This window comes from Rhodococcus artemisiae (assembly GCF_036327795.1).
Taxonomy (GTDB): domain Bacteria; phylum Actinomycetota; class Actinomycetes; order Mycobacteriales; family Mycobacteriaceae; genus Rhodococcus; species Rhodococcus artemisiae.
This window is the reverse complement of sequence record NZ_JAUTXY010000002.1, coordinates 575,773-601,544: the sequence shown is the minus strand read 5'-3', so window position 1 is coordinate 601,544 and position 25,772 is coordinate 575,773. Positions and strand designations below refer to the sequence as shown.

The window sequence follows — 25,772 nt, the reverse complement described above, 5'->3', positions numbered from 1 at the left end:
GTCATGCGTCGCCGCAGAGAAACCCGATCACAGCCTTGTCGCAGATCTCCTGCTGCTCCCACTGCGGCCAGTGTCCAGCTCCGTCGATGAAGAGGAACTTCCCGTTCGGCATCTTGTCGGCCATGTCCATGCCCGCCCCCGCGGGCCCGGACGGGTCGTCGCTGGTCCAGATCACCAGTGCGGGTGCCGCCACTGCGGCCAGGTCGGCGTCGGTGACCATGTTGCGCCGCCGTACCTCGGGATCCTGCAGGCAGAGGACGTGCCGCATCGACTCGGCGAACCCGGGTCGCGAATAGATCGCGCGTCGGCACCCGACGAGTTCGTCTGTGACACTCGAAGGGTCGGCCATGAGCCACTCGAGACGCGCCCGGATGCGTTCCTCCGAAGGGTCGTCGGCGGCGGCCTGGCTCAAGTCCCTGATCCGCGCCATCACCTCCGGTGCAGCCATGGTTCCGCCGGGCGTGTTGAGCACGACACGGTCCAGTCGTTCGGGGTACTCGACAGCGAATTTGATTGCTACCCAACCCCCGAGCGACTCGCCGGACAGGTGCACGCGATCCAGATCCAGATCATCGAGTAGCGCGGCGAGATGCCCGACGTAGGCGTCGATCTCTAGATCGCGCTCGGTCGGGGTCGTGTAGCCCTGCCCAGGGAAGTCGTAGGCGATGACGGTGAAATGCTCGGAAAGCGCAGGAATGTTCCGCGAGAACGCTTCCAGATGCCCGCCCGTGCCGTGCATGAGCACCAGCGCAGGCCCGGAACCCGCGCGCAGCACGCGGGTCCGCCATCCGTCGATCTCGCGGTACTCGATCGTGTGCGCCACCGTGCCGAGATCGTCCCAGATCGTCATTGCGCAGCCAACTCCTTCGGTTGTGCAGTGGCCTTCGGTAGTGCAGTGGCCTTCGGTAGTGCAGTGGCCTTCGGTAGTGCAGTGGCCTTCGGTAGTGCAGTGGTGACGGCGAATCCGGCAAACCACTCTTTTATCGGTCGGTAGTAACGGCGTGTCATCTCGTAGTCGCCCTGCGTGGACAACGCGCCGTAGGCGGCGATCCATGTGCGGATCTCATGGGCGGAATGGCCGCCCTCCTCGACGAACCAGTCGGTCGATCTCTCGTCGAACGCAGTGGTGTCGCCCGACTCGAACGCGTCGAGCACGAAGGCATCGAACTCGGGGTTGAGGTCGTGGAAGTCGGTTGATCCCGACGCAAACTCGCCCGCCGCGGCGACCGTGCGAGATTCCCGAACCCGACGCTGCTCGGCCGTGGGATTGCGCCCGTGTGTAATTCGTTCGGCCACTTCCGGAGTAGCGCTTTCCATGCGGGGCACCGGCGGGTCGTGCGAGAGGCCACCCGACCCGACGATCAGCACTCGCTTCCCCGACTCCGCCAGCGCTCGTCCTGCAGCCTCCCCCAGCAGACGCGCTCGACTTGCGGGGCCGAGCGGCTCGGCCACACAGTTGATGAACACCGGCACCAGGGGTGGAAGCTTCTCCACAGAACCGAACAGGAACAGCAGCGGCTGAACGAAGCCGTGGTCGACCTGCATCGCCTCGGACAGCGCCACATCGACGCCCGACTCGAGTGCATGCCGCGCAAGGGCATAGGCGGCGTCGCGGTCGACGGGTAGCGGACCCTTCGGCAACCCGTAGTCGCCCACGGATGTGGCTGCCGCACCTACGCAGAACGACGGCATCAGCTCGTACAGGAATCCGTTGTAGTGGTCGGGGGCGAAGACCAGCACGAGTTCGGGATCGAATTCCTCCACGAAGGCACGTGCCCCTGCGAGCTGGGCGTGCACCTCGTCCGCAATGTCCGCCGCAGGGTCGTGCAGGCCGATCAGCGGCGAGTGCGACGAAGCGCAGAGGGCAAGCGGCATGGTCACTCCGTTCATCGGCCGAGCGAGCCGCGATGTTGTGTTATTTACACATCACCTCTCGGTATCTACACGCGAGACAGTAACACTCGCTCCCTGGAGGTTCAACGAATCCCCATTGGTTCGTCCGTCGCTTCCGCGGAGCCGGGTTCGACGGATGAGACGACGGGTTCACCCGCTCACGATGAGAGCGGCCGTCACAGGGTGGCCACCAGAATGTCTTCCCCGCTCGACGGGCGCAGGCTGTCGGCCCGGTCGGCGAAGTAGCGTGCAGCAAGCGATGTTCCTGCGACGTGACGGACATCAGTGAGGCCCGAATCCCCCGCGAGAGCCAATATTTCGGAGGGGGTGTAGAAGCTGACGAACGGAGTTCCGGAGGCCTCGGCCCCCTTTTTGCTCGTGTCGAGGCCGCCGCGGTCGGTCTCGTCGACCGACTCGGCGGGTAACAGGAAGGTCATTGCCAGCGTCGACCCGGCCGCGAGCCCGGCGACCTGACGAAGCGTCGCCGCGGTGGCGTCCCTGGTCAGATAGTGCGACACACCTGTGGAGACGACGATCGCCGGAAGATTCGGGTCGAAGCCTGCGTCGGACAGCTTCTCCCGCCAGCTTTCGTCGTCCTCGAAGTCGACCGGCACGAGGTGAAGCCAGTCCGGAACGCCGTACCCGAGTTCGATCAGGCGCCGATGCTTCCACGCCTGCGGGGCCGATCGATCTCGAACACCTGCAGCTTCGCGGCAACATCCGGCCTGCGCTGGGCGAACGTGTCCAGGCCTGCGCCCAGGATCACGTACTGGGTCACGCCGAGTTCCGCCTGCTCGATCACGAGATCCTCGATGAATCGAGCGCGAGCAACGATGGCGGCCCGGAAACCGCCGGTCGTCTGCGGGTCCATGTCCGGGCGCCTCGACCAGTCGTTGTCAGGCGCAAGAAGCTGCAGGCCGACCTCATCTTCGAGTACATGCGGCGGGGGATCCACCCTTACGTGCATCGCACGCCACAGCGCGACACGTTCGGCCGTATTCTCCGGCGTCTCGATCTGCTCATTGGCCATGATGATCCGCCTCACTGTGTCGCCCGGTGCCGGGAGCTTGGATGCTCCAGATACGTCCGTCGGGATCACGAACGGTCATCTCACGAGTTCCGAAGTGGGTGTCCTCGAACGGCGTGACCACATCGACGACGGGATCCGGACGAAATGCATGAGCATCAGGCACTCTCAGAACAAGCCGAGTCTGTGGCTGCTCGGTCTCGGGAACCTCGGCGATGAACCTGTAAGGACCGTCGTTCGCGCGGAGCTGCCCGGATGCATGATCGGTCTCGAACTCCAGGGTGAAACCCAGCTCCTGGAAGAACTTCGCCGACTTGCCCCAGTTGTGGGTCGTCAGAAACACGGCCTCGATGCCATCGGTTGCCATTTCTCTCTCCCTTCCGGAGGAACACGAGAACTACTCGTGGGTGTCGAGGTAGGCCCGCAGAGCCTCGGTGACCAACGCGGACAAGGACATTTCATCCTCGATGGCGCGATGCTTGACCTGCTTGATCAGATCGACCGGCAAGTACACGTTGAACTGCTTGACGTCACCCACAGGGAAGCATGCTAGCAATCTAGCTAGGTGCCGTAAAGCGGTTCCTCGCGCCGCAACGTCCACTCGGCAGGCAGGTGCCGAGTACAACAACGACATCCGGGCAGGTCAGCCCAGACTCAGGGAAGGACATCGCAGGACGGGTGAGGCCGGCTGCGCTGCTGAACCGGCCAACCCTGACCGGAGCGTCTTCGGCCGTAAACGCCCCGGCTACAGACCTGATACCCGAAAATCACCCGAATACTGCGCCCGGCGCACATCTGTTCACCTCTCGTCGAAAATGCCCGATTCAGAACATCGGGCCCCGCCGCGCAACGGCGCCGGAGTTCGCGCAACAGATCCGGCATATCGGCATACTCACACGCGGTCGAGGGAGCCCGCCGGCCGGGGATACATCACAAGTTTGCCGACGTGCCTGCGTCGGCCGAGTTCTTCCTGGGCTTGGGCCGCCTCGTCCAATGAAAATGTCTTCGCGATGACGGGACGGACTCGACCCTGTCGGGCGATGTCCATCAACATCGCGAAGTGGGTGGGAGTGTGCATGCTGGAACCGATGATCCGGGCATTGTGAAGATAGAGACGACGCACGTCGAAAGCGACGGTGTGTCCGCCGAGCGCACCAGCGACAACCCATCTGCCGCCTTCACGAAGCAGTGGAAGTCCCTCACCCAAGAAGTCTCCTGCCACGACATCGAGCACCACGTCGACGCCATCACCCGAGGCAGCACGGACCTGCGCGGCAACGTCATCGGCGCGGTCGATGACCTCATGGGCCCCCGCTCGCTGTACGGACTCGAGCTTGGATCCGCTACTGACCGCGAGCACCCGCGCGCCGCGAGCATGTGCGAGTTGCACGAGCGCCAGACCCACACCTCCGGACGCGCCGGTCACCACGACGGTGTCGCTGTCGGTGACACCACCTCGCTCGATCATGCCCAGCGCGGTGCCGTAGGCCGTGGGCAGGGCGCAGAGCTGAGCGTCCGAGAGCGGCGAGCCGGTGACATCGTGCACCTGGTAAGTCGGCGCAGTGACGTACTCGGCATATCCGCCGTCGCGCTCGCTACCCATCAATCCGACCGGGTTCGCATCGGGGCCCTCTGCGTCGTAGATCGCCGGGTCGACCACCACCCTGCGACCAACCAGGCCCGTGTCTCCACCTGGCCCGACCGAAACGACCACACCGGCCACGTCGGCGCCCTGGATTCGCGGGAAGTCGATGGGACCCCGCCAGCCCGACAGTGCGTCCGGGTTGCCGGGCGCCCCGTAGGAACCTTCCCGTGTCCACAGATCGGTGTTGTTGAGCGCCACCGCTCGAACCTCGACCAGCACTTCCCCCGCTTCCGGCACCGGCACTGGGACACCGGCCACCTCCAGTACCTCGGGACCGCCGTGCTCCCCGATCCGCACCGCCGTCATCTGCTCGGGAACACCCATACGACACACTCCGTTCCGGTATCGACTCGTTGAACCATGGCGACAGATCATCCCAGCCATGTCGACTTCCCGATACGCACCGGCCCGGAATCCGGCCGGCCGAGCAGGCCGCAGCCGAACATGAGTCACCGACTCGCCCTCGTGATCGGCAGACGCAACCGCACCTCGGTGCCGCGCGGTTCGTTCGCAAGGAACCGGATGTCGCCGCCATGCCGTTCGACGATGTGTTCCGACAGAATCAACCCGAGCCCCGACCCATCCTGTTTCGCCGAGAACACTCCTGACGCCAGGCGGTTCTCGGGTGCGCTCTCCATCCCCCGACCTCGGTCCGCGACCGAGACACAGGCCCACTCCCCGTCGCGCGACGTGCTCACCGTCAGTACTTTGACCTCAGTGTTCGGCAGCACGATCTCGTCGATCGCGTTGAAGCACAGGTTGATGATCACCTGTCCGATCAGCACACTCTCGCCCTGGACCGGCAGGGGTTCCGGCGCGGAATGCACATCGACGCGGATACCGCGCTCGGCCGCACGCAGCCGCACGAAATACAGGCTCTCGTCGACCACCTCGTTGAGATCCAGTGCAGACATTGTCGATTCGATACGTCGCACATACCGTTTGACGGACGCCACGATCTCCGCGGCGCGGCTCAATTGTCTCTCTGCCATATCCAATCCGTACGAGAGCTGCTCGCGGTCGAGGGTTCCTCCCGCGACACGCGCCTTCAGTCCGCTCAGATAGTTCGACGACGCAGCGAGGGGCTGTCCGAGCTCGTGGGCCAGAATCATCGCCATGTCGCCCATCGCGTTGTAGCGGCTCAGATACTGGAGATTGGCCTCCTGGTACTCGTGCCGCAGTTCCAGTTCGACGCGTTCGGTGACGTCCCGGAAGGCCAGCACGCGCGAGACGATGCCGTCGTGCACGACGTCCTCGAGCTCACCGGCCAGCCACGTGATGCTCCCGTCCGCCTTCGTGATCTTCTGCGTGATCTTGACGGATCCGTGTCCGGACGCGAGTTTGGCCACCACCTGTTCGGAGTTCAGCGCTGGGTCGCACCGGCCCAGGTCTTCGAGATGGACACCCGTCAGCCGATCGGGTGTGGAATCGAACAGTCGCGCGGCGAGCGGAGAGATGTCCTCTATGCAATTGTCGTCGTCGAGCACCAGGATTCCTGCCGACGTGTGTGTCATGATCCGCTGCAAGGACTGCGACACCCAGCTGAGTTCCTGCTGGATCTCGACCTCCTCGGAGATGTTGCGGAACTCGACCATCACCACCGGGCCATCCTGGAACTGTATGTGCGACGCGGTGGCATCGGTGAGGAAATCGACGCCGGCCTTGGTCCGATACTTCCACTGCCGGCGGCTCGACCCGTGGACGACGGCGGACTGCAGCCACGCAACACCGAGCGCTCGACGGTACTGCCGTTCCTGGCTGCTCATGTGGTGCGCCTTGAGCGGACGCAACTCTTCGAGCGTGAATCCGAACATCCGGCACGCTGCAGGATTCGCCCACAGAATGTTCTTCGACGCGGCCTCGTGAATCAGGATGCCCGTCCGAGTGTGTTCCGCCATCGCCTGGAAGTCGCGTCGGGTCGGGAACATCGATCAGCACCTCCGAGAACAGGACGGTCCATCATGGAACGCAGTCCGTCACCACCGCCATCGGTAATTACTTTATGACCTCGGGAGAAAACCCCGATACCGCCGTAGCCGCCTCGTCCATAGCGTGTTCATCAGCGCGAACACGAGCGAACGGAGACGACATGACGATCCCCAGCACGACCGAACGGATCGCGGCCGAGCCTGTGGGCGCGGCTCGGGACCGTGCATTCGACGATGCGCTCGAAGTCCTGCGCGACCGACGCGACGAGTTCAACAAGCAACACTTCGTCCCGCCCGATTACATTGCCCTGCTCAAGCAGGCCGGGATGTATCGGGCGTCGACACCGGCGCAGTTCGGTGGTGAACCGATGGATCCGTCGTCGTTCATGAAGCTCGTCGAGCGAATCTCCGCGGTGGACCCTGCCACGGGCTGGGTCGCCAGCTTCGGGTCGTCTCTGGTCTATTTCTCTGCTCTGCCGGTCGCGACGCAGGCGAAGATCTACGCCGATGGGCCGGATCTCGCCTACGCCGGTGGCCTGTTCCCGATGCAGGAGGCCGAGAAGGTGGAGGGCGGTTACCTGTGCAGTGGACTCTGGCAGTTCGCCAGCGGATGCCGCGGTGCCGACATTCTCGGCATCGGCCTCGCCGGTGGGCCGGATTCCAACGGGATGCCTCTCACCGCACTCGTGGATCCGGCCGACGTGGAGATCGTGGAGAACTGGGATGTTGCCGGAATGAAGGCCACCGGCTCCCACGCCGTCCGCGCAGACAGGCTCTTCGTGCCCGAAGAGATGACCTTCGTGCGTGGCGGAGTCCCGCAGGTGGACGAGCCGATCACCCGCTACCCGATGCTCCCGTACGCGGCACAGGTCCTTGCGGTGGTGACACTCGGGGCGGCACGCGGCGCCCTCGACTACGTGCGTGAGGTGGGTTCGGCCCGTTCCAGCATCACCGGCGGCACAGCCAAGGGGAACCGGCCCGCATACAAGACGGGCCTCGCGAAGGCCGAGGCCGATCTACGCTCGGCGCGGGCGTTCTTCTACGAGGTCACCGACGAGGTCTGGGAGCTCGCCGTATCGGGCGCCGCCATCACCGACGAACACAAGGCATTGCTCCGATTGGGTGCAACCCAGGCCGCGCATGTAGGCCGCGATGTGGTGCTCACCGCATTCGATCTCGCGGGCACCGGCGCGATCTACGAGAGCCATCCGCTCCAGAGATATCTGCAGGACGCGCTCGTTCCTGCCCAGCACGCGATGCTCCAGACCAACACCTTCGAGGCCGCCGGTTCGATTCTGCTCGGGCTCGACGCCGGTATCCCCAGTTTCCCCTGACCGGGCTCGCACCTCAACCGAAAGGACGCCGTCATGGCCGAACCGTTGCGCACACTGTTCTGCATCGGCAACAACCAGAATTTCTTCGATCTGCCCAAGGCGGAGATCGGCCCGGTCTGGGTCGGCATTTCCACCATGCTGTCGAACCTGAAGAACATGGACGGCATCGACATCATCGGCACGTTCGATGACGACGCCCACATGGTCGGGCCGTCCGATGGGTGGCCGTGGACCTGCTACGTCCTCGCCGATGCTCGGGATCAGCAGACGGTGAAAGACGCCTGCAACCTGCTGCGCACCACCATGATCGGCGAATACGCACTGTGGAAGTACTTCAAGATCGAAGCGCGGATGGGTCGTGAGCTGACCATTCGGGACGACGTGGAATTGTGATCCGATGACCGCCCTCGAACGCCGTCTGGCAGTCCTTGAAGCGAAGGACGCCGTCCGCGACTGCCTGACCCGCTACATGGACCTGTGCGACGTGCCCGGGCCATTGGAGAGCACCGACCAGATCGGACTGCTGTTCACCGCGGACGCGACCTGGGAAGGGGTAGGCCCTGAGTACGCCGGCAAGTTCGGAATCGCCCGAGGCCGCGCCGAGGTGGTTGCGCTCGTCTCTCGGTATCTTCCACCGGCAGAACACTTCGTCCGCAATGCTCATCTCCTCGGCAGCGAGCAGATCCGGGTCGAGAGTGACAGCGTTCGGGGCCGCTGGATCATGCAGCAACTTTCGCTCCACACGGACGGAACCGCCGAGTTGTTGTGCGCCCGACTCGAAATCGACTTCGAGATCGAACAAATTCCCCATCCCACCGCCCGGATGAGCCGGTTCCGTACGCAGCGGATGTTCGCGACACCGCTGCCCACCGAAGCAATGGCCCACCTGCACTGATGCGGACGCCCGCACGACACGAATTCCGAAAGAAGAGCACCATGACAACGGTCGAGCATTCGATCCAAGAGAATTACGGCGACCTCGTCGGCACCGATCGTGTCGCCGGCCGACTCTACACCGATCCGGAAATCTTCCGCGTGGAGATGGAGAAGATCTTCTACCGCACGTGGGTGTGGGTCGCGCACGAGAGCGAGATCCCCGAGGCCGGATCGTTCAAGACCACGCAGGTGGGCGATCAGCCGGTGATCGTCACCCGCGATCGCAAAGGCAATTTCAACACGCTGCTCAACCGGTGCCGGCATCGCGGCGCGACCGTGTGCGACCAGCGCAGCGGCAAGGCGAACGGTTTCACCTGTCCCTACCACAACTGGTCGTACGCACTCGACGGTCGCCTGCGCGGCATCCCGTACCCGGACGGGTACGAGGGTGTCATCGACAAGAAGGACTACCCGCTCCAGACCCTCCGCACCGAGAGCTACATGGGGATGATCTGGGCGACGTTCAACCAGGACGCCGAGCCGCTCGAGGATTTCCTGGGCGACGCCAAGATCTGGATGGAGCGGTTCTTCAAACAGAGCAACGGTTCACCGACGAAGGTCATCGGCGTACACAAGTTCCGATTCAAGGGGAACTGGAAGATCCAGCTCGAGAACACCACCGACGGCTACCACTTCCCGATGGTCCACAAGTCGTGGATGGCCTCGGTCGATGCGGAAACCGCGAACATGATGTCGTTCATGGACGATCCGAGCGCTGAAACACACTCGCTCGGCAACGGGCACAGTGTCGCCATCATGGCGGCCGCCCACATGGACCTCGACATCGACGACGGCACCGAAGAGATCCAGCCTCGATTCCAGCATCTCGTCGACGAACTCGCAGAAGCCGGTGAAAGTCCCGAGCAGATCCGCCGCTACATGCGCTCGATGCACGGATGCGGATTCAACCTCAACACGTTCCCGAACGTGGCGATGTCGTCGTCGTTCTTCCGCGTGCTCATCCCCATTTCCGTCGACGAAACCGAGATCTGGCACATGGCCATCGGCATGGACGGCGGACCCGAGAGCGTCAACCGGGAGCGGCTGCGAATCCACGAACATTTCCAGGGACCGTTCGGTTTCGGTAGCCCCGACGATGCCGAAGGCTGGACCCGGGTGCAGATCGGCGCCGGCGGCAATCCCAACATGCCGATCCTCGTCAACCGCGGCGAGGGACGCGAATATCTCACCGAAGAAGGCTGGCCCACTTCACATGTCACCGACGAAACGGGAATGCGTGAGGCCTACGCAATGTGGAAGAAGTTGATGAGCGATGACTGACCTCACCCTGACGGACCCCCGCGTCCTGCGCGCGATCGAGCTCATCTGGAAGGAAGCCGAAGCGCTCGACGACAAGGACTACAAGTCGTGGGAGCAGATGTACTCCGACGATGCCCACTACGTCGTCCCGATCGACCCGGATACCGACGATTTCGGGTCGTCGCTCAACCTGGTGTACGACGACAAGCGCATGCGGCGGCTTCGCGTCGAGCGCATGCTGCAGGGCTATTCGCCGTCTGCGGTGGCGGCGGCACGCACGGTCCGGGTCATCTCCCGCTTCACCGTGCGCGAGCTCACCGACACCTCCGTCACCGTTCGCTCGGCCCAGATTCTCAACGCGTTCAAGCGGAACGAGTTCCTGACACTCGGCGCGAACCTGACGCACACCGTCGTCTTGGACGACGAGGGTGACGACAAGATCTCCCTCAAGGTGATCCGTCTCGTCGACAGCGAGGACGCGGTCAGCGCCTCCGGTTACCTGCTGTAAGGAGCTGGTATGACCACCAACGGCATCGCGGTCGTCACGGGCGCCGCCGGCGGAATGGGCGCCGTCATCGCCCGGAAACTGCACACCGACGGCCGGCGTGTCCTGCTTGCCGACCTCGACGGCGGCGCGGTCGACGCGCTCGCATCGGAATTGTCCGCAGACGGATCCACCGCGCGCGGGGTCGAACTCGACGTCGGCCACAAGGCCGGGTTCGAGGAGGGACTCGCGGTGTGCGAAGAGTTCTGGGGCACGCCCACGATCCTCGTCAACAATGCCGCGGTCACCCAGGCCGCCGACCTGATGACGCTCGCCGAGGACGATTTCACCAGCGTCCTGAACACAAATGTCAACAGCATCTTCTTCGGATGCCAGGTGTTCGGGGCTGCCATGGCCGACAAGGGTTTCGGACGGATAGTCAACATGGCGTCACTCGCGGGCCAGAACGGCGGCACGGCCACCGGCGGCCACTACGCCGCGTCCAAGGGCGCCATCCTCACCACCACCAAGGTGTTCGCACGTGAGCTGGCGAGCCGGGGCGTGACGGTGAACGCCGTCTCCCCCGGCCCGCACGACCTGCCCGTGGTGCGCAGGACGGTGCCCGCAGACAAGCTCGAAGGCATCATCGCGGGGATCCCTGTGGGGCGCCTCGGAAGCCCGTCGTTCATCGCCGACACGGTCGCGTTGCTGACCTCCGACGACGCCTTCTTCGTCACCGGCGCTTGCTGGGACGTCAACGGCGGACTGTACGTCCGCTGACGTCCTCCCCTTCCACTGTTGCTACACAAGGAGGAACGGACATGGCACTCATCGACGTCATCGTCTCCGATATCACCCAGGAAACTCCGACCATCAAGTCGATCAGGTTGGAGAAGCCCGACGGGTCGCCGCTGGGTACATATCTTCCGGGTGCGCACATCGACGTGGAAGGGCCGACGGCCATCACCCGCCAGTACTCGCTCTGCAGCACCCCTGACTCCGCGGACTCGTTCGCCTTCGCCGTCAAACGTGAGGCGAACTCCCGCGGCGGGTCTGCCGCCCTGCACGAACTCGCGGTCGGCGACAGACTCCGCATCAGCGAGCCCCGGAACCTCCTCGGCATCGCAACCGACGCACGACACCACGTACTCGTCGCCGCAGGCATCGGCATCACCCCGATGCTGAGCATGGCCCGCTACATGGATGTCCACGACCTCAGCTTCGAGCTGCACTACTTCGCCCGCACCGAAGCCGAAGCGGCGTTCCTGCCGTTGCTGAACGACCGCTGCCCCGAGAAGCTCCACGCACACATCGGAGTTTCCCGCGACAGCCAGGAGCAGGTACTCGACGCGGCCTTCACGACATTGCCGGCAGGTACGCACGTCTACACGTGCGGACCGGACGGATTCATGGACAAGGTCGTCGCGGTCGCGGGCCGGCATGTTCCGCCCGATGCCGTCCACCTGGAGAACTTCCATGCCGCCGAACAGCCCGACGCGTCCGAGAACGCGGCCTTCGAAGTTGAATTGGAAGGCGAGACCTACGAGATTCCCGCCGACAAGAGCATCGTCGAGGTGCTCCAGGAGAACGGCTGCGACGTCGACACCTCCTGCCAGGAAGGGATCTGCGGGACCTGCATCATGCAGGTACTGGAAGGGTCGCCCGAGCACCGCGACAACGTGCTCACCAAGGCCGAGAAGGAATCGGGTGAGGTCATGGCGGTATGCGTGTCGCGCACGAAGAGCCCCCGGCTCGTGCTGGACTACTACTGATCGAACTGTTACCGATCGGCGTCCGGGACTTCCACTCCGTACCGGAGGAGGTCCCGGACGAAGGTTCCGATGCTGTCGGAATCGGTCTTGCTCTTGATTCGGGCGCGATGGACATCGACCGTCTTCACGCTCATGCCCAGCCTGCGGGCAATGTTCTGACTGGGTAGCCCTTCGACGACCAGGGCAAGGATCTGCCGCTCCCTCGGAGTCAGGCACTCGAGCTTCTCCTGCACGACCGTACGCGAGACATGCTCGGCGAAACGGCTTCTGGCTCTCTCCGCACCGGACTGCACGGCGTCGAGCAGTCGCTGCGGGTCGTATGGCTTCTCGAGGAAGTCCATCGCCCCCTTCTGCAGCGCCCCGACGGACATCCTGATGTCGCCGTGTGCAGAGACGAAGATGATCACGACGTGCGGGGCGAATTCGTTGATTTTCTCCTGTAGCCGCGTCCCGCTCATTCCGGGCATCCGCACATCGAGCACGATGCAGGCCGGTGTCGAACCGTCGTACACGTCGAGGAAGGCATCAGCACTGTGGCAGATCACCGGCTTGATACCGATGCTCTCGAGAATCCAGTCGACGGAATCGCACAGCGCAGGGTCGTCGTCGACGACGTACACCGTTGTCTCCGGCGCATCTTCGGTGGCGCGCGCGGTGGTCATCAGGCGTCGCCTCCCACCCCGACGTTGTCTTCCGACCCGGTGCTGTCTCCCCACCCGGCCTCAGCGGTCCAGTACCGCGCTCCCACCGCACTGAGTTGGGGCTCCCACGGCGTGGTGCGCCTCAGCAGTGGTTCCTCCCCGCGCACCGACTCGTCGGCAGCTTCCGGACCGTCCGCCTCCACCGTCCAGTGCACCCAATTGACCTCGCGGCCGTACTCGTCGTGCACGAACAGGTCGACGTGATGCCACCCGTAGTTGAAGGTGTCCTCGTAGCAGGTGAGGAACATCCGATGATGGTTGACCGGTCGAGGTGTCAGCATCCCGGTATCTCCTGAAATCCCTGTGTCGCCCGAAATCCCTGTGTCGCCCGAATTCACTGTGCCTCCCGAAATCACTGCGTTTCCCCGAATTTTCAGTGGTGCAGTCATCGTCATCCGGCCACCGGCGGCAGATCACGGAGTGCCACCTCGAGTTTCTCCCCCACGTCGAACAGATACCCCTCGTCGCCTGCCGATCCGATCACCTGCAGCCCCAGCGGGAGCCCCTGCACCGTGCGGGCGCCCGGCACAACCACCACGGGCACGCCGAGCAGCTGCCACGGGCGGCTCAGAATCGGTGAGCCGGTCGCAGACAACCCCCTCGGTGCCGGACCGGTCGCGGCGGGGCCGACGATCACAGCCGGACCGTCGAGGATCTCGCGCAGAAGTTCGCGCGAGCGATCGCGACGGATCAGGGCGGCAGAATATGCAGAACCGGAAATCTCGCGGCCCTGCTGCAGCAGGTCCCGAATCTGAGGGCTCAGCTCGTCACGGTGCTCGTCGAACTCACCGGCACGCTCCCGCGCGGCCTCATAGCCCATCACCGTGAGGTGATCATCCGCGAGCGTCCTGACGTGATCGTCCCAGTCGAGTGGCTCCGACCGGAACCCCAGATCGCCCAGGAGGGCGGGGATTCGGCCCAGCAGTGCAATCATCGCGGGGTCCAGATAGTCGAGGTAGCTACCACCCCAGACGAACACGCTTGTAGCGCTGCCGAATGGATCGCTCGATTGCGCACCGAGGAACGCATCGTGCACGTACCGGAGGTCGGCGACAGTGCGGGTCAGAAACCCCAGGGAATCGAGTGAGTCGCTCAGGCCGATGATTCCCGACATATCGGTGCTGCCGTGCGGAAGGACCATTCCCGCTGCACCGCAGTACGACGCGGGGCGAGTCAAAGATCCTGCAGTCTGCGTGCCGAGAGCCAGCGGCACAGTGCCTGCACCCACCGCTGCCGCGGAACCGCTCGACGACCCACCCGGCGTGTGATCGAGTGCGCGCGGGTTACGGGTGGGGCCGGGACGGAAGTAGCCGAACTCCGTCGTCACGGTCTTGCCCTGGACGACAGCGCCGAGCGCCCGAAGCCGGGCAACGCAGGGCGCATCGGAAGTGGCCGCAGAGGAAGGAGTGACGGACGAGCCGGCACGCGTGGGCATACCCGCGACATCGATGAGGTCTTTCACGCCGACGGAGACACCGCGCAGGGGGAGGTCGCGTGGGTCGTTGTCGATGTCCGCGGCCTCGGCGGCCGCCGTCGACGAGAGTTGCACCCACGCCTCGAGCTCCGGCTCCCTGGCCTCGATCACCTCTCTGACCTGCGAGACGAGCTCCGTCGCCGTCGTCGCGCCCGCTCCGATCGACCGCACTTGATCCGAAACCGAGAATCCAACCGCGGGCGCGTTCACATCTTCCTCCTACGTTCGCTGACCTCACCATTCTGCCCAGTGAGCGCAGTCGCCGACAGTAAAGGTTTCCCTCCTACCCGAGCGAGGAAACGGCAAATATGTTTTCCACACCGTCGGTCCGATGGTGCCCGTCCAACACTTCCCGCACGCACCACGCCCATTCCCAGCCCACAAGAAAGGCGGCTGCACATGGCTTCGTCCGTGGCGCCGGACAAGATCATCGATTCTCCCCGACCGGAGACATCGAAGAAGATCGATTTCGGCAGAATGAACCGCAAGGCCTGGCTCATCACAGCACTGCTCGTCCTGTTCCAGATCGTCGCGTTCGCCGACAAGGCAGTGCTGGGTCTGGTTGCGTCCGAGGCGATTCCCGATCTGGGTATCTCCGCAGTCGAATTCGGCTTCATCGGCAGCGCCTTCTTCTTCCTGTACGCTGTGGTGTCCGTCGTGACCGGCTTTCTCGCAGCGAAGTTCTCGGTGCGGTGGATCATCCTCACGATGGGCGTCGTGTGGGCGGTCATGCAGTTCCCCATGCTGCTCGGTGGCGGTGCCGCGATCCTGCTCGTCACCCGCATCGTTCTCGGCGGCGCCGAAGGGCCGGCCACGGCGATGTCGCTCACCTCGGTCCACTCATGGTTCGAGCCGCGTCGCCGTGCTCTGCCGTCGAATCTCGTGGCTGCCGGCTCCACCCTCGGTCCCGTTCTCGCCGCGCCCGCGCTGGCGTGGGTCATCGGCGAATGGGGCTGGCGCTGGGCCTTCGGTGTCCTCGGTATCGTCGGATTCGTCTGGGTGATCGCATGGGTGTTGCTCGCCGGCGACGGCCCCTACTCGGGTCATGGAAAACACGGCGAGGACGGTGTGCCCGCCGAGACCACCGCCGAGATGGACACCGAGGACGTCGACAAGCAGAAACCCATCGCTCTCTGGCGCGCATTCGCCAGCCTGACCTTCCTCGCCGCGGTCATCGGCGGCGGCTCCAACTTCTGGGTCCAGGGTTTCGTGACGACGTGGCTTCCGCAGTACCTCGGCACCGTCGTCGGGCTTTCCTTGCCCCAGGTCGGAACGGTCACGACCATTCCGTGGATCCTGGGCGCGGCCGTGCTGCTGCTCCTCGGATTCCTCGGCCATCGGCTGATGCAGAAGGGGTTCGATTCGCACCGCTCCATCGCTATCCCCTTCGGGATCGCGGCACTCGTCGCCGGTGTCTGCTTCATCCTCGTCCAGACAGCATCGGGTGTCTTCGCTGTGGCGCTGCTCTGCATCGCAGCCGGTTGCAGCCTCGCCTACCCGATGACCGCGTCAGCGTTGGCGTTCTCCGTGGGCAAGAAGCAGCGACCCATCATGATGGCCACGCTCGGTGGTGTCGCCTCGGTGGGAGCGATCATCTCCCCCACGCTCGTCGGATGGCTGATGACCCGAGCCGGCTATGTCTCGCCGCCATCCGGATCGGAACTCACTCCCGAGATGGCGAACAACATGGCCGCCGGTGTGCATCAGGCATTCACGATCACCGGTGTCGTCCTCCTCGTCGGCGGTGTGCTGTGCATCCTGTTCCTCCGCCCCGAGGCCCTCGGACGCAAGCTCCAGGCCGGCTACAGCAAGTAAACTTCCCCGAGCAAGGAGGGCGCTCATGTCCACCGACACCACCATCGACATCGACATCGACATCGATCAGGGCCTGTTCCGCGAGGTGATGGGCCACTACCCCACCGGCGTCGCGGTAGTCACGGGGCGCGCGGACGACGGCGAGCTGCTCGCTCTCGTCGTCGGCACATTCAGCTCGGTGTCTCTCGAGCCTCCCCTGGTCTCCTTCATGCCGATGAAGACGTCCAAGTCGTTCGACAAGCTCCGCCGATGCGATTCGGTATGCATCAATATTCTCGGCGGCGAGCAGGAAGACCTGGTCTCCACGATCGCACGACGTTGGGAGAACAAGTTCGACGGCATCGACTGGTTCGGCTCACCTTCCGGCGACCCCGTGCTCGAACAGTCCGTCGCGTGGATCGATGCCCGCATCACGAACACACTGGACGCCGGTGACCATTGGATCATCCTCTGCAGTGTGAACGACATGGCAGTCACCAATCCTGTTGTGCCACTGATTTATTTCCAGGGCGGCTACGGCAGTTTCGTCAGCACATCCCTGATGGCCCGGATGGACCACGAGATCATGGACGAGATCCACGACGCGGAGATCGCACGCCCCGACGTCGAGGCCCTTGCCCGGGCCGTCGGATGCGAAGTCATCCTCTACACAGCAATCAGCAGGGACGAGATGGCTACGGTCCTGTCCGCCGTCGGGCCCGCGATCGACCGGGAGAACGGCCTGGCACGACGAATACCGATCGTGCCGCCCATCGGCGACAGCGTGGTCTTCGACCGGGCCGACGACGAGCAGGAGCAATGGCTGGCCAAGGCCCACGGCGTCGACGAATCCGTGAAAGGGCACTACCGGCAGCGGATCATGTTCCTCCGCACCCACGGATACGTGCTGTCGCTGCTTCCACAGGAGGGGATCGCTGCTTACGACACTATGTGCGAGGCCACGCGCCGATACGAGTGCGGGCGCCTGACACCCTTGCAGGAGCGTGACATTCGGGCATCGATCGTCGAATCAACGGTCGACTACCGTCCGCGGGAACTCGAACCCGAGTGTCGCTACAACGTGGGGTCTGTCGTGCTGCCCGTCCGCAACCGGGACGGTAACCACACACTGACGCTACGTCTGGCCCAGCTTCCGACGAATGCATCCGGAGCGACGGTCGCGGACTGGATTTCCCGAGCCAAGGCAGTCGTCGCGGTGCTGGAAGGACGATCCGGTCGGCAGTAGGTGTCGCTGCGCTACGCCCTCAGCACCAGGAGGAATCCGCCGCCGCCGGCATCGATCTGGGTGTCGAACCGCATGTCCGGTTCCAAGCGCGACAGTCTGTCGAGCAACCACGCGGAAGCGTCCTCGGCATCGGACTCGGCGGGGCATCGGGCGACGGCAACGCGCCCGCCCTTCCGTCTCAGCTGTTCGACCACGCCGATGATGGGTGCGGGATCGACGACGAACAGCTGATCGGGCCACGGTACGACCGGCTTCACGGCACCCTTTCTGGTGTTGCAGGCGCGGTGCGCGAGCCGCTCGACCCCGCCCTTGCCCTTGGCGCCCTTCTTGGCGGTATTGATGCTGTCGATGCTGGGGCCACGCGGGTCGTTGACCGACATATCGGAATCCACCGGTTCGTCGCACAACCAGCATCTCCACGACTCGCGGTCGCCGACTTCCTGAAGGGTGCTCATAGGCACGAACGCTACCCGGGCACTCGGTGTGGTCAGAAGTTCGGCTCAGCGGAGACTGTCGCGTACGACGCGGTCGATCAGTTCGGTCTCGTTCACGTTCGATGCTGCAAGACCCAGCGAGCCCGTCGACGAGAGCACGGCGATCCCGTGGACCCCGACCCACAACGCCGCCGCGCTCTGTGCCGCGTCTTCCACGTCTGCCGATTGCTCGACCATCGTGACCAGCCATGTGAACAGCGGTTGCGACACGGTCCGCAGCTCGGAACCGGAGCCTTCGAGCAGGTCGTGCCGGAAGATCAGGGTGAACATCGCCGGCCGGCGGCGGGCGAAGTCGACATAGGCAACGGCCAGTGGGGCAAGGTTGCCGTCTGTTCCCGCCGCCGCGGCGAGCACCGCCGAGAGGTCATTCAAGCCGACCTCGGCGATCGCCGCGAGCAGACTCCTGTGCGTGGGGAACCATCGACGCGGCGCGCCGTGGGAGACACCTGCTCGCCGCGCGATCTCTCGCAGACCGATCTCTGCCGACCCTGTCTCTTCCATCAACTCGATGCCCGCCCTCACCAGGGCCGATCTCGTATCCTCCGTCTTCACGTAGACAGTGTCTCCCATCTTGGTGTAGACACTGTCTATGCGTTTCTGGAGTGCGTGCTTCTACCGGCTGTGCCGGCACGCCTTGATCGGGCCTGCCCTGCATCTACTGGGACGTCCGAAGATCGTGGGTCGGGAGAACATCCCGCGCCACGGACCGATCATCGTGGCAGCCAACCACCTCGCAGTACTCGACTCGTTCTACCTGACGCTGGCCGCCCGGCGGCAGATCACTTTCCTGGCGAAGCGCGAGTACTTCGACAGAGGCGGCGTCGTCGGAGGCCTCCAGGGGTGGTTCTTCTCGGCCATGGGTCAGATTCCGGTGGATCGACGAGGAGGATCCACGGCAGCCCCCGCACTCGAGACTGCGACCCGAATCGTCGAGCAGGGCGGAGCGTGGGGCATCCACCCGGAAGGCACGCGGTCACCCGACGGTCGCCTCTATCGAGGACGGACCGGAGCTGCCCGGGTCGCCCTGGAGACGGGAACTCCGATTGTGCCAGTGGCAATTACGGGGACCCGGCCGGATCGCTCCATTTCGTGGTGGCGCCGCAGAGTCTCGGTGGAGATCCTCGAACCACTGGACTTGACGCCGTACCGCGGCGCCGGAGCGGCAGGTGCACGAGCCGCCACGGACGTGTTGATGCTCGAACTCTGCGCCCGAACAGGGCAGGAGTACGTCGACGCATACGCGAAGGAGTGGGAGACGCCGAGAGATCGCCCTGACGCGGCGTGAATTCGGATGAGTCCGTCGATACGAAGCAGAGGGTCCGTGGTGAATCGCCCGACTGTCCTGCTCGGCCGGTGAGTGTGATCAGGCGGCCACCACACCGAGCTCGATTCCGCCACCTCGCCGGATCGTGTTGTAGATCGGGCAGGTCGCGACGAACCGCTCACCGAGAGCGTCGGCTGCCGCTTGATCGATTCCACGCACTGTGATGGCGACGCGGGTGAAGTCGTACCGCGTCGGGTCCTCGACTCCGCGGGCATGCTCGGCTTCGACTGTGATGCCGGTGACGGGCAGACCCTGATCCAGCGCGTTCGCTTCGAAATTCGCCATGGCGCAGGACACCAGTGCGGAGAGGAGCAGCTCGCCGGCCTGAATCGACTCCCCCGGCCCGAACCTCGAGTCGGTGACCAGGTGATTCGCGCGAGCGTCGATCACGAATCGCCCGGGCACACCTACGATGGTGTGGCCGGAGACCGTTGCAACGTTGGTTACGGGGACAGTTGCGGTGCTCATTCGACGTTGCTCGCAGACTTGGGGATCCGGTTGCTCCACTCACCGACCGCGGATCGCTCCAGTCCGAGATTCTCACGGAGTGTCGCGCCCTCGTACTCGGTGCGGAACAACCCACGCTTCTGCAGCTCGGGAACCACCTGACGGGTGAAGTCCTCGAACCCGCCCGGTTGATATGGGGCCTGCACCATGAACCCATCGCAAGCACCCTCACTGAACCACTCCTGGAGACCGTCCGCGACTTCGTGTGCAGTACCGATGAATCCGCCTTCGACACGGCCGCCGTATTGCTTACCCAGCTCGCGCAGCGTCAGACCTTCGCGTTCGGTGATCTCGCGCACCTCACGGTAGTGGCCCTCTACACCGGGAACCTCGACATCGGGCAGGCGCTCGTCGAGCGGGAACGTCGAAAGATCCACGTCCAAGTGGTAAGCGAGAGTAGACAACCCACCGAGTGGGGGAACGAGATCGAACAGCTGCTCGAACTTCTGCTGTGCCTCTACGGTCGTGGCACCGACGACGGGAGCGATCGACGGCAAGATCTTCACCTGGTTGGGATCGCGGCCATGCACCGCAGCCCGCTCCTTGATCTCGCGGTAGAAGTCCTGGGCGGATTCGAGGGAGGCATGGCTGCAGAAGATCACATCCGACCACCGCGCAGCGAAGTCCTTGCCCTTGGCGGAAGCACCAGCCTGAATGATCACTGGGTAGCCCTGCGGAGAACGAGGGACATTGAGCGGTCCCTGAACAGTGAACCACTCTCCCTTGTGCTCGATCGCGTGCACTTTGGCCGGGTCGGCGAACAGCGGTTCCACAGTGTCGAGGACGAGCGCATCATCGTCCCAGCTGTCCCACAGCTTCGCGGCCACCTCCAGGAACTCGTCGGCGCGAGCGTAGCGCCTCTCACGTGGGAACTGCTCGTCCCGATTGAAGTTCTTCGCCTCGGACTCCTGGAAAGACGTCACGACATTCCACGCCGCACGACCTGCCGTGAGGTGGTCGAGGCTCGCGAAGGAGCGGGCCACGGTGAACGGCTGCGCGTACGTGGTCGAGACGGTCGCTGCGAGCCCGAGGTGCCGGGTGACCGCACCCATCGACGACAGCACATGCAACGGATCGAGACGCAAGGATCCGAGGGCGCCGTTGCGCAGCTGACTGTCCGTACTCGACCCGAACCGGTCCGGGACGGACACGATGTCAGGGAAGAACGCCAGGTCGAATCGGCCGTCCTCGAGGGTGCGGGCGATGTTCTGGTAGTAGTCCGCGGACAGCCAACCGGGAACCGAGGCGGGATACCGCCAGCCGCCGGGACGGCCTGGTCCGGCAGTGACGAATGCGGCGAGATGCATCTGGGATTCGGACATGAGAGCGCTGATACCTACTTCGCGAGTTCCTGGTCGATGACGGATTTGATCGAGTCGAATCGTGAATCCTGAAGCCACGACGTCACGTCGACCTGATCGGGGTAGATGCCTAGTCGGTGGAAGTTGTCCGCCAAGTCCTGGGTACCCGAAATCGCGTCGGCGTTGACCGAGGTGAACTGCCCCGCACCGGAATAGGAGAGTCGGTTCGACTTCACGAGATCGAGGTACACCTGAGCTTCGAGGTCGCTGCCCCCGAAACCGCCGAGGCGGGTGAACTCTGCGACCGCGGCCTCCGGGTTCGCTTCGACCCAGCGTTGTGCATCACGTACGTTCCGAACCAATGTCGCCGCCGCGTCGGGGTGGTTGTTCGCGAACGACTCGCTCGCGACGAAGAAGGCGTAATCGTAGGTCTTCACATCGGGCAGGGTCGCGGCGTTGTGCTTGCGCTTCGCCAGTTCCGCCGTCGGCTGCCAGGTGATCCAGGCATCCACCTCACCCTGCGCGAACGCGGCCTCCGCGTCCGCGGCGGCGAGGTTGACGTACTCGATGTCATCCATGGTCAGGCCGGCGGACTCGAGGTACTTGACGAGGCTGTACGTCCCCGTGGTACCGCGGTGATCGGCAACCCTGCGACCCTGGAGATCCGCAGCCGTGCGGATGGGTGAGCCCTGCGGTACGAGGACGTCGACCTCGTTGCTCGGCAGCGGGTAGGCCACCAGCGGCACGATCGGCACGTCGCCCCCGATCGCGTAGATCACCGCGGTCGCGGTGGCGAACGAGAAGTCGACGCTGCCCGACTTGATCGCCTCCATCACCGGCAGTGACGCCGGGAACCCGGACGGCCACTGCACCGGAAGTCCACCGAGGTCCCCGCCGAGATCGAAACCACCGAGTCCATTGCGCAGCACAGTGCCCGGCTCGGCGTTCCCGTCACCGATCAGCGCGTACCGTACCTCGGCAAGGGTTCCGGGCTGGTCTGACGCAGCGCCGTCGGAGCCACAGCCCACGAGGGAGAGCCCGGAGAGGCCGAGCACACCGGCGCCGGTGGCCTTGAGGAATCCACGCCGATTCAGCGTGGGGGTGGTCAGGGGAGACATTTGGTAGTGAACCCTTCCTGCAGTGGACAAGGAATGTGGTGGATCAGGAGTGCAGAGCTCGATCGGCCTCGAGAAGTCCGTCGAGGAACTCCTCCTTCCAACCGGCGAGCCGGCCGTCGCCACGATGACGGGGTCGGGCTTGGTCGATCCGCAGTTCTCGGGTGATGCCCTGCTCGGTCAGCAGAAGCACCCGGTCGGACAGTACGAGGGCCTCTTCGACATCGTGAGTGACGAGCAAGACAGTCCGCGGATGCTCTTCGAGGACGCGTTCGAGCAGTAGTTGCATCGTCACGCGGGTGATGGCGTCGAGTGCGCCGAACGGTTCGTCCAGAAGCAGTACGTCGGGCTGATGCAGTAAGGCACGTGCCAGCGCAACTCGCTGCCGTTGCCCTCCGGACAGCTCTGACGGCCAGTCCTTTTCGCGTCCCGCGAGTCCGACCTCACGCAGCAGCTCCACGGCCTCGCCCCTACGGCCTCGGGTGCCGAGCTGAACGTTGTCGAGGATGTTGCGCCACGGAAGCAGGCGATCCTCCTGGAACATCATGCGTGACACGACGTCCCGGTGGGCGGTCGACTCCACTCGCCCGTCTGTGGGCGCCTCCAGTCCGGCAAGAATGCGGAGCAGGGTGGATTTACCGACGCCGCTGGGACCGAGGAAGGTGACGAACTCTCCCGGAGCGATCGACAGGTCGATGCGGTCTAGAACCTGCTTGTCGCGGTACCGGTGCCCGACACCGAGCAGCTCGAGACCGACGAGCGCGTCACTGGGCATCAGTGACCCCCTTTCTGGTAATTCGGGTTCCACCGCAGTACGCGGGCCTCGATCATGCGGGTGATCTGGTCGGCCAGCAGACCCGCGAGGGCGTACAGGATGATCGCGAGGACGATCCGGTCGTTGCGGAGCAACTCACGACCGTTCTGTGCCAGGTACCCGATGCCCTCGCTGGTGGCGATGGTCTCGGCGACGACGAGGGTCAGCCAGGCGACGCCGAGTGCGTAGCGGATGCCGGTGAGGATCATCGGCATCGCGCCCGGGACGATGACCTGCCGAATCCGTTCTCCTCGGCCGAGTCCATAGGATTGCCCGAGCTGAACGAGCTTCGGGTCGACCGTGCGGATACCCGCGACGGTGTTCAAGTACACAGGAAAGATGACGCCGAGGGTGACGAGCACGACCTTCGGCAATTCACCGATTCCGAAGGCCGCGATGAGCAACGGAACCAGTGCGAGATGCGGAAGTGCGCGCATCATCTGCAGCGTCCGGTCGACCAGGCCTTCCGCGACCTTCGAGAGCCCGACCGCGAACCCGAGAGCCAGCCCGATCGCCGCACCCACGGCGAAGCCGATGACGATCCTGCGGACGCTCACCAAGAGATGGGTCTGCAGTTCGCCGGTATTCCAGAGATCGGCGGCAGTGTCGAAGACCTTGCTCGGCGGCGGCAGGATCGCCGACGAGATCACGCCCGTCGACGACGCCCACTGCCAACCGAGGAGCACCAGAACCGGCACCACCCAGGGCAAGAGAGAAGTCGCGCGCGGTGACCGCACGGATCGCCCGCGGTTCACCGACCGGTCGGACGGTGGAGCCACCTTCGGCGCGGTGAGCGTGGCGTCAGACATTGTCGGATGCCATCAAGACAGGGGATGTGGTGTTCATCGTTCTCCTCGCGTGCTGCGTGCGAGAAGCACCGTATATCCATATGCATCCAAATAAAGACAGTTGTATACACATGGATTCAAACTCTTGCGCGATCGCAACTTCCCTGGTAGTCGTGTGTTCGACTGATATCTCCGGACGCCATGAGGGGGCCACAGTGCCACACGACAGATCGCCGTATGTCCAGTTACGCGAACGGATCACCGGCGGTCGCTGTCCGCCCGGTGCACTGCTGGTTCCGGCCGCCGTAGGCGAGGATCTCGGTATGTCACGAACGCCTGTCCGTGAGGCACTGCAGCGGCTCGAGTTCGACGGCCTGGTCACCAAGGTCAGCCGCGGCTATGTAGTGCGGGTGCGTACCGAGGACGAGGTGCTAGCAATCTGCGACACCCGGATCGCACTGGATTCCGCCGCGGCATTCGCCGCGGCGACCCGGCGATCCGAGTTCGACTTGGCTCGCCTGATCGGTCTGTTCGACCGCGCTGTCGCCGCAGCCGAACCCGAGACCGCACTACGGCTACACAACGACTGGCACAGTGCCCTGCGCATCGCCGCGCACAACCCGACGATTGTCGAACTGATGGAAAGACTCGATGCGCAGCTCGCTGTGTATGACGCCGAGGAGTCGAAGGCCCAGACGAACCTTGCTCAGATCGAGGCCGAGCATCGGGACATCCACGACGCAGTCGTCGACGGCGATGGTGAGAGGGCGCGGACATTGATGATCACGCACCAAGAACGCACCCGTGACATCCGTCTCGCGGCGATGGCCGCCAGATGATCCCCGCCCTCGGGATCCGAGGTAACCGCACGCGAGGGGCACGTCGAAATCACCATGACCGCACCGGACAATTCCGGTGCGGTCATGGTGTTCACGGTCCAGGGCAGTGCGGGTCTGACGCAGGCAACCTTCTTCTCAGACCACCGTGGCCGAACGACGTGCCTCCACAACCTCGCCGATCCACGGCAGTACTGCGTCGCGCACATCGATCTCCCTAGGCAGCAAGCCGTTGGCGTACAGCAGGTTGGCCGAACGCTGCTGCTCGTCGAGAAAGTCATCGGTGACCGTGCCGATCCCGAAGGGGCGGCCGCGCAGCGCCGCTTCCCAGCGATCGAGATCAGCGGTGCCGCCACGGCGTTCTGCATCGTCGACGAAGTAACGTGCTGCTTCGCGCGGGTTGGCGACGATCCACGCATCCGATTCCTGCAGGGCTGTGATGATCGCTTCGAGCTCCGGGCGGTGATTCTCGGCGAACTCGCGTCGGACGAACCACAGCGATGGGTGGCTGAAGAGCCCTTCGGTGTCGACCAGGGTGCGCAACTGCGCTGCCGCTTCGACCTCCGCCAGCCCCGGGTAGGCACCGACCCACGCGTCGAGATCTCCGCGCACCAGGGCAGCACCGCCGTCATTCACGTCGACATCGACCGGAACGATGTCATCCCAGCGCAGCCCGTCGCGATCGAGTGCGAGCAGGGCAAGTGTGGTCTGCCACGATCCGTGCGCGATCCCGACCCGCTTGCCGCGCAGATCAGCGACGTTGCCGATACCTGAACTCTCGAGGCTCACCAGCCGCCCGTTCTCGACTCGAGGTCCGGAGATACCGACGTACACCAGGTCGCGCCCTTGACCCAGGCCGGTGATCGGCGGGGTGAATCCTGTGCCGATGAAGTCGTATCCCCCGTCCTCGAACAACCAGTCCGAGTGCAGGGTCGGCAGCCCCTGACGAGGATCGACCCGAGGCGGAGCCGACAGCTCGCGCAGGTCCACCCACTCGACGTCCGGGAGATACCGTTCGAGGAGACCGTTGTGGCGCAGCACGAACAGGGAGTTGTTGTTCGGGAAGTACCCGATACGAATAGTCATTGGGGAGGCTCCT

Annotated in this window: 28 protein-coding genes and 1 pseudogene; 11 read left to right on the top strand and 18 right to left on the bottom strand. The window is 64.4% G+C overall.

Going from position 1 to position 25,772, the window contains the following annotated elements:
• Position 1: 1 nt before the first annotated feature.
• The 7 genes and pseudogenes from Q7514_RS07175 to Q7514_RS07145 all read right to left on the bottom strand — a co-directional run bounded on the left by Q7514_RS07175 (position 2) and on the right by Q7514_RS07145 (position 6,493).
• On the bottom strand, positions 2 to 850 hold the full coding sequence (locus Q7514_RS07175; protein ID WP_330132552.1) for an alpha/beta fold hydrolase: 849 nt from the start codon (positions 848 to 850) through the stop codon (positions 2 to 4).
• Positions 847 to 1,875 (bottom strand): 3-carboxyethylcatechol 2,3-dioxygenase, encoded by a 1,029-nt coding sequence (locus Q7514_RS07170; RefSeq protein ID WP_330132551.1) that lies wholly within the window; start codon positions 1,873 to 1,875, stop codon positions 847 to 849. Before Q7514_RS07170 ends, Q7514_RS07175 begins: the two co-directional genes overlap by 4 nt.
• A gap of 194 nt (positions 1,876 to 2,069) precedes the next feature.
• A pseudogene (locus tag Q7514_RS07165) lies at positions 2,070 to 2,860 on the bottom strand (class I SAM-dependent methyltransferase).
• Between the two features lie 52 nt (positions 2,861 to 2,912).
• On the bottom strand, positions 2,913 to 3,287 hold the full coding sequence (locus tag Q7514_RS07160) for a VOC family protein (RefSeq protein WP_330132550.1): 375 nt from the start codon (positions 3,285 to 3,287) through the stop codon (positions 2,913 to 2,915).
• 30 nt (positions 3,288 to 3,317) lie between these two features.
• Positions 3,318 to 3,458 carry a ribbon-helix-helix domain-containing protein gene (locus Q7514_RS07155; protein WP_169687181.1) on the bottom strand — a complete coding sequence of 47 codons (141 nt, stop codon included), beginning with the start codon at positions 3,456 to 3,458 and terminating at the stop codon, positions 3,318 to 3,320.
• Positions 3,459 to 3,812: 354 nt separating this feature from the next.
• The gene (locus tag Q7514_RS07150; protein ID WP_330132549.1) at positions 3,813 to 4,889 is read right to left on the bottom strand and encodes a zinc-binding dehydrogenase; all 1,077 of its coding nucleotides are present in this window, start codon (positions 4,887 to 4,889) and stop codon (positions 3,813 to 3,815) included.
• 125 nt (positions 4,890 to 5,014) lie between these two features.
• Entirely contained in the window at positions 5,015 to 6,493 is a 1,479-nt protein-coding gene (locus tag Q7514_RS07145) for a PAS domain S-box protein (RefSeq protein WP_330132548.1), read from the bottom strand.
• A gap of 161 nt (positions 6,494 to 6,654) precedes the next feature.
• On the opposite strand from Q7514_RS07145, the gene Q7514_RS07140 reads away from it, so the two are divergent.
• The 7 genes from Q7514_RS07140 to Q7514_RS07110 are packed head-to-tail and all read left to right on the top strand — an operon-like array spanning position 6,655 to position 12,279.
• Positions 6,655 to 7,827, top strand: a complete 1,173-nt coding sequence (locus tag Q7514_RS07140) for an acyl-CoA dehydrogenase family protein (protein WP_330132547.1) — start codon at positions 6,655 to 6,657, stop codon at positions 7,825 to 7,827.
• 33 nt (positions 7,828 to 7,860) lie between these two features.
• Entirely contained in the window at positions 7,861 to 8,220 is a 360-nt protein-coding gene (locus Q7514_RS07135; protein ID WP_330132546.1) for a hypothetical protein, read from the top strand.
• A 4-nt stretch (positions 8,221 to 8,224) separates the two neighbouring features.
• Positions 8,225 to 8,722 (top strand): nuclear transport factor 2 family protein, encoded by a 498-nt coding sequence (locus Q7514_RS07130; protein ID WP_330132545.1) that lies wholly within the window; start codon positions 8,225 to 8,227, stop codon positions 8,720 to 8,722.
• A 41-nt stretch (positions 8,723 to 8,763) separates the two neighbouring features.
• Complete coding sequence (locus Q7514_RS07125) at positions 8,764 to 10,044, top strand: aromatic ring-hydroxylating oxygenase subunit alpha (protein ID WP_330132544.1); 1,281 nt, start codon at positions 8,764 to 8,766, stop codon at positions 10,042 to 10,044.
• Positions 10,037 to 10,531 (top strand): aromatic-ring-hydroxylating dioxygenase subunit beta, encoded by a 495-nt coding sequence (locus Q7514_RS07120; RefSeq protein ID WP_330132543.1) that lies wholly within the window; start codon positions 10,037 to 10,039, stop codon positions 10,529 to 10,531. The genes Q7514_RS07125 and Q7514_RS07120 overlap by 8 nt, the downstream gene beginning before the upstream one ends.
• Positions 10,532 to 10,540: 9 nt before the next feature.
• Entirely contained in the window at positions 10,541 to 11,287 is a 747-nt protein-coding gene (locus tag Q7514_RS07115) for an SDR family NAD(P)-dependent oxidoreductase (RefSeq protein ID WP_330132542.1), read from the top strand.
• Between the two features lie 41 nt (positions 11,288 to 11,328).
• Positions 11,329 to 12,279: a PDR/VanB family oxidoreductase gene (locus tag Q7514_RS07110; protein ID WP_330132541.1), complete on the top strand. Its 951-nt coding sequence runs from the start codon at positions 11,329 to 11,331 to the stop codon at positions 12,277 to 12,279.
• A gap of 8 nt (positions 12,280 to 12,287) precedes the next feature.
• On the opposite strand, the gene Q7514_RS07105 is transcribed toward Q7514_RS07110, so the two are convergent.
• From Q7514_RS07105 to Q7514_RS07095, 3 genes are all read right to left on the bottom strand, one after another.
• Positions 12,288 to 12,941, bottom strand: coding sequence for a response regulator transcription factor (locus Q7514_RS07105; RefSeq protein WP_330132540.1), 654 nt, complete (start codon positions 12,939 to 12,941; stop codon positions 12,288 to 12,290).
• Positions 12,941 to 13,261, bottom strand: a complete 321-nt coding sequence (locus Q7514_RS07100) for a hypothetical protein (protein ID WP_330132539.1) — start codon at positions 13,259 to 13,261, stop codon at positions 12,941 to 12,943. The genes Q7514_RS07105 and Q7514_RS07100 overlap by 1 nt, the downstream gene beginning before the upstream one ends.
• A 110-nt stretch (positions 13,262 to 13,371) precedes the next feature.
• Positions 13,372 to 14,664 carry an amidase gene (locus Q7514_RS07095; RefSeq protein WP_330132538.1) on the bottom strand — a complete coding sequence of 431 codons (1,293 nt, stop codon included), beginning with the start codon at positions 14,662 to 14,664 and terminating at the stop codon, positions 13,372 to 13,374.
• Positions 14,665 to 14,853: 189 nt separating this feature from the next.
• On the opposite strand from Q7514_RS07095, the gene Q7514_RS07090 reads away from it, so the two are divergent.
• Both Q7514_RS07090 and Q7514_RS07085 read left to right on the top strand, forming a co-directional pair.
• Positions 14,854 to 16,269, top strand: a complete 1,416-nt coding sequence (locus tag Q7514_RS07090) for an MFS transporter (RefSeq protein ID WP_330132537.1) — start codon at positions 14,854 to 14,856, stop codon at positions 16,267 to 16,269.
• 25 nt (positions 16,270 to 16,294) lie between these two features.
• Positions 16,295 to 17,494, top strand: coding sequence for a flavin reductase family protein (locus Q7514_RS07085; RefSeq protein WP_330132536.1), 1,200 nt, complete (start codon positions 16,295 to 16,297; stop codon positions 17,492 to 17,494).
• 11 nt (positions 17,495 to 17,505) lie between these two features.
• Here Q7514_RS07085 and Q7514_RS07080 read toward each other — a convergent pair whose 3' ends face one another.
• Together Q7514_RS07080 and Q7514_RS07075 are read right to left on the bottom strand one after the other, a co-directional pair.
• On the bottom strand, positions 17,506 to 17,949 hold the full coding sequence (locus Q7514_RS07080; RefSeq protein ID WP_330132535.1) for a hypothetical protein: 444 nt from the start codon (positions 17,947 to 17,949) through the stop codon (positions 17,506 to 17,508).
• Positions 17,950 to 17,994: 45 nt separating this feature from the next.
• Entirely contained in the window at positions 17,995 to 18,540 is a 546-nt protein-coding gene (locus tag Q7514_RS07075; protein WP_330132534.1) for a TetR/AcrR family transcriptional regulator, read from the bottom strand.
• Between the two features lie 37 nt (positions 18,541 to 18,577).
• On the opposite strand from Q7514_RS07075, the gene Q7514_RS07070 reads away from it, so the two are divergent.
• Positions 18,578 to 19,273, top strand: coding sequence for a lysophospholipid acyltransferase family protein (locus Q7514_RS07070; protein WP_330132533.1), 696 nt, complete (start codon positions 18,578 to 18,580; stop codon positions 19,271 to 19,273).
• A gap of 78 nt (positions 19,274 to 19,351) precedes the next feature.
• Here the strand turns inward: Q7514_RS07070 and Q7514_RS07065 are convergent, their stop codons facing one another.
• From Q7514_RS07065 to Q7514_RS07045, 5 genes are read right to left on the bottom strand one after another with little or no spacing between them, the layout of a single operon-like run.
• Complete coding sequence (locus Q7514_RS07065; protein WP_330132532.1) at positions 19,352 to 19,780, bottom strand: OsmC family protein; 429 nt, start codon at positions 19,778 to 19,780, stop codon at positions 19,352 to 19,354.
• Positions 19,777 to 21,141 carry an LLM class flavin-dependent oxidoreductase gene (locus Q7514_RS07060; protein ID WP_330132531.1) on the bottom strand — a complete coding sequence of 455 codons (1,365 nt, stop codon included), beginning with the start codon at positions 21,139 to 21,141 and terminating at the stop codon, positions 19,777 to 19,779. Before Q7514_RS07060 ends, Q7514_RS07065 begins: the two co-directional genes overlap by 4 nt.
• 14 nt (positions 21,142 to 21,155) lie before the next feature.
• Positions 21,156 to 22,238, bottom strand: a complete 1,083-nt coding sequence (locus tag Q7514_RS07055; protein ID WP_330132530.1) for an ABC transporter substrate-binding protein — start codon at positions 22,236 to 22,238, stop codon at positions 21,156 to 21,158.
• A gap of 43 nt (positions 22,239 to 22,281) precedes the next feature.
• Positions 22,282 to 23,010, bottom strand: a complete 729-nt coding sequence (locus Q7514_RS07050) for an ABC transporter ATP-binding protein (protein ID WP_330132529.1) — start codon at positions 23,008 to 23,010, stop codon at positions 22,282 to 22,284.
• A complete protein-coding gene (locus Q7514_RS07045) occupies positions 23,010 to 23,858 on the bottom strand; it encodes an ABC transporter permease (protein WP_330132528.1) in 849 nt (282 codons plus the stop codon). The genes Q7514_RS07050 and Q7514_RS07045 overlap by 1 nt, the downstream gene beginning before the upstream one ends.
• Positions 23,859 to 24,010: 152 nt before the next feature.
• On the opposite strand from Q7514_RS07045, the gene Q7514_RS07040 reads away from it, so the two are divergent.
• Positions 24,011 to 24,676 carry a GntR family transcriptional regulator gene (locus Q7514_RS07040; protein ID WP_330132527.1) on the top strand — a complete coding sequence of 222 codons (666 nt, stop codon included), beginning with the start codon at positions 24,011 to 24,013 and terminating at the stop codon, positions 24,674 to 24,676.
• A gap of 135 nt (positions 24,677 to 24,811) precedes the next feature.
• On the opposite strand, the gene Q7514_RS07035 is transcribed toward Q7514_RS07040, so the two are convergent.
• The gene (locus Q7514_RS07035) at positions 24,812 to 25,759 is read right to left on the bottom strand and encodes an ABC transporter substrate-binding protein (protein ID WP_330132526.1); all 948 of its coding nucleotides are present in this window, start codon (positions 25,757 to 25,759) and stop codon (positions 24,812 to 24,814) included.
• Between the last annotated feature and the right edge of the window lie 13 nt (positions 25,760 to 25,772).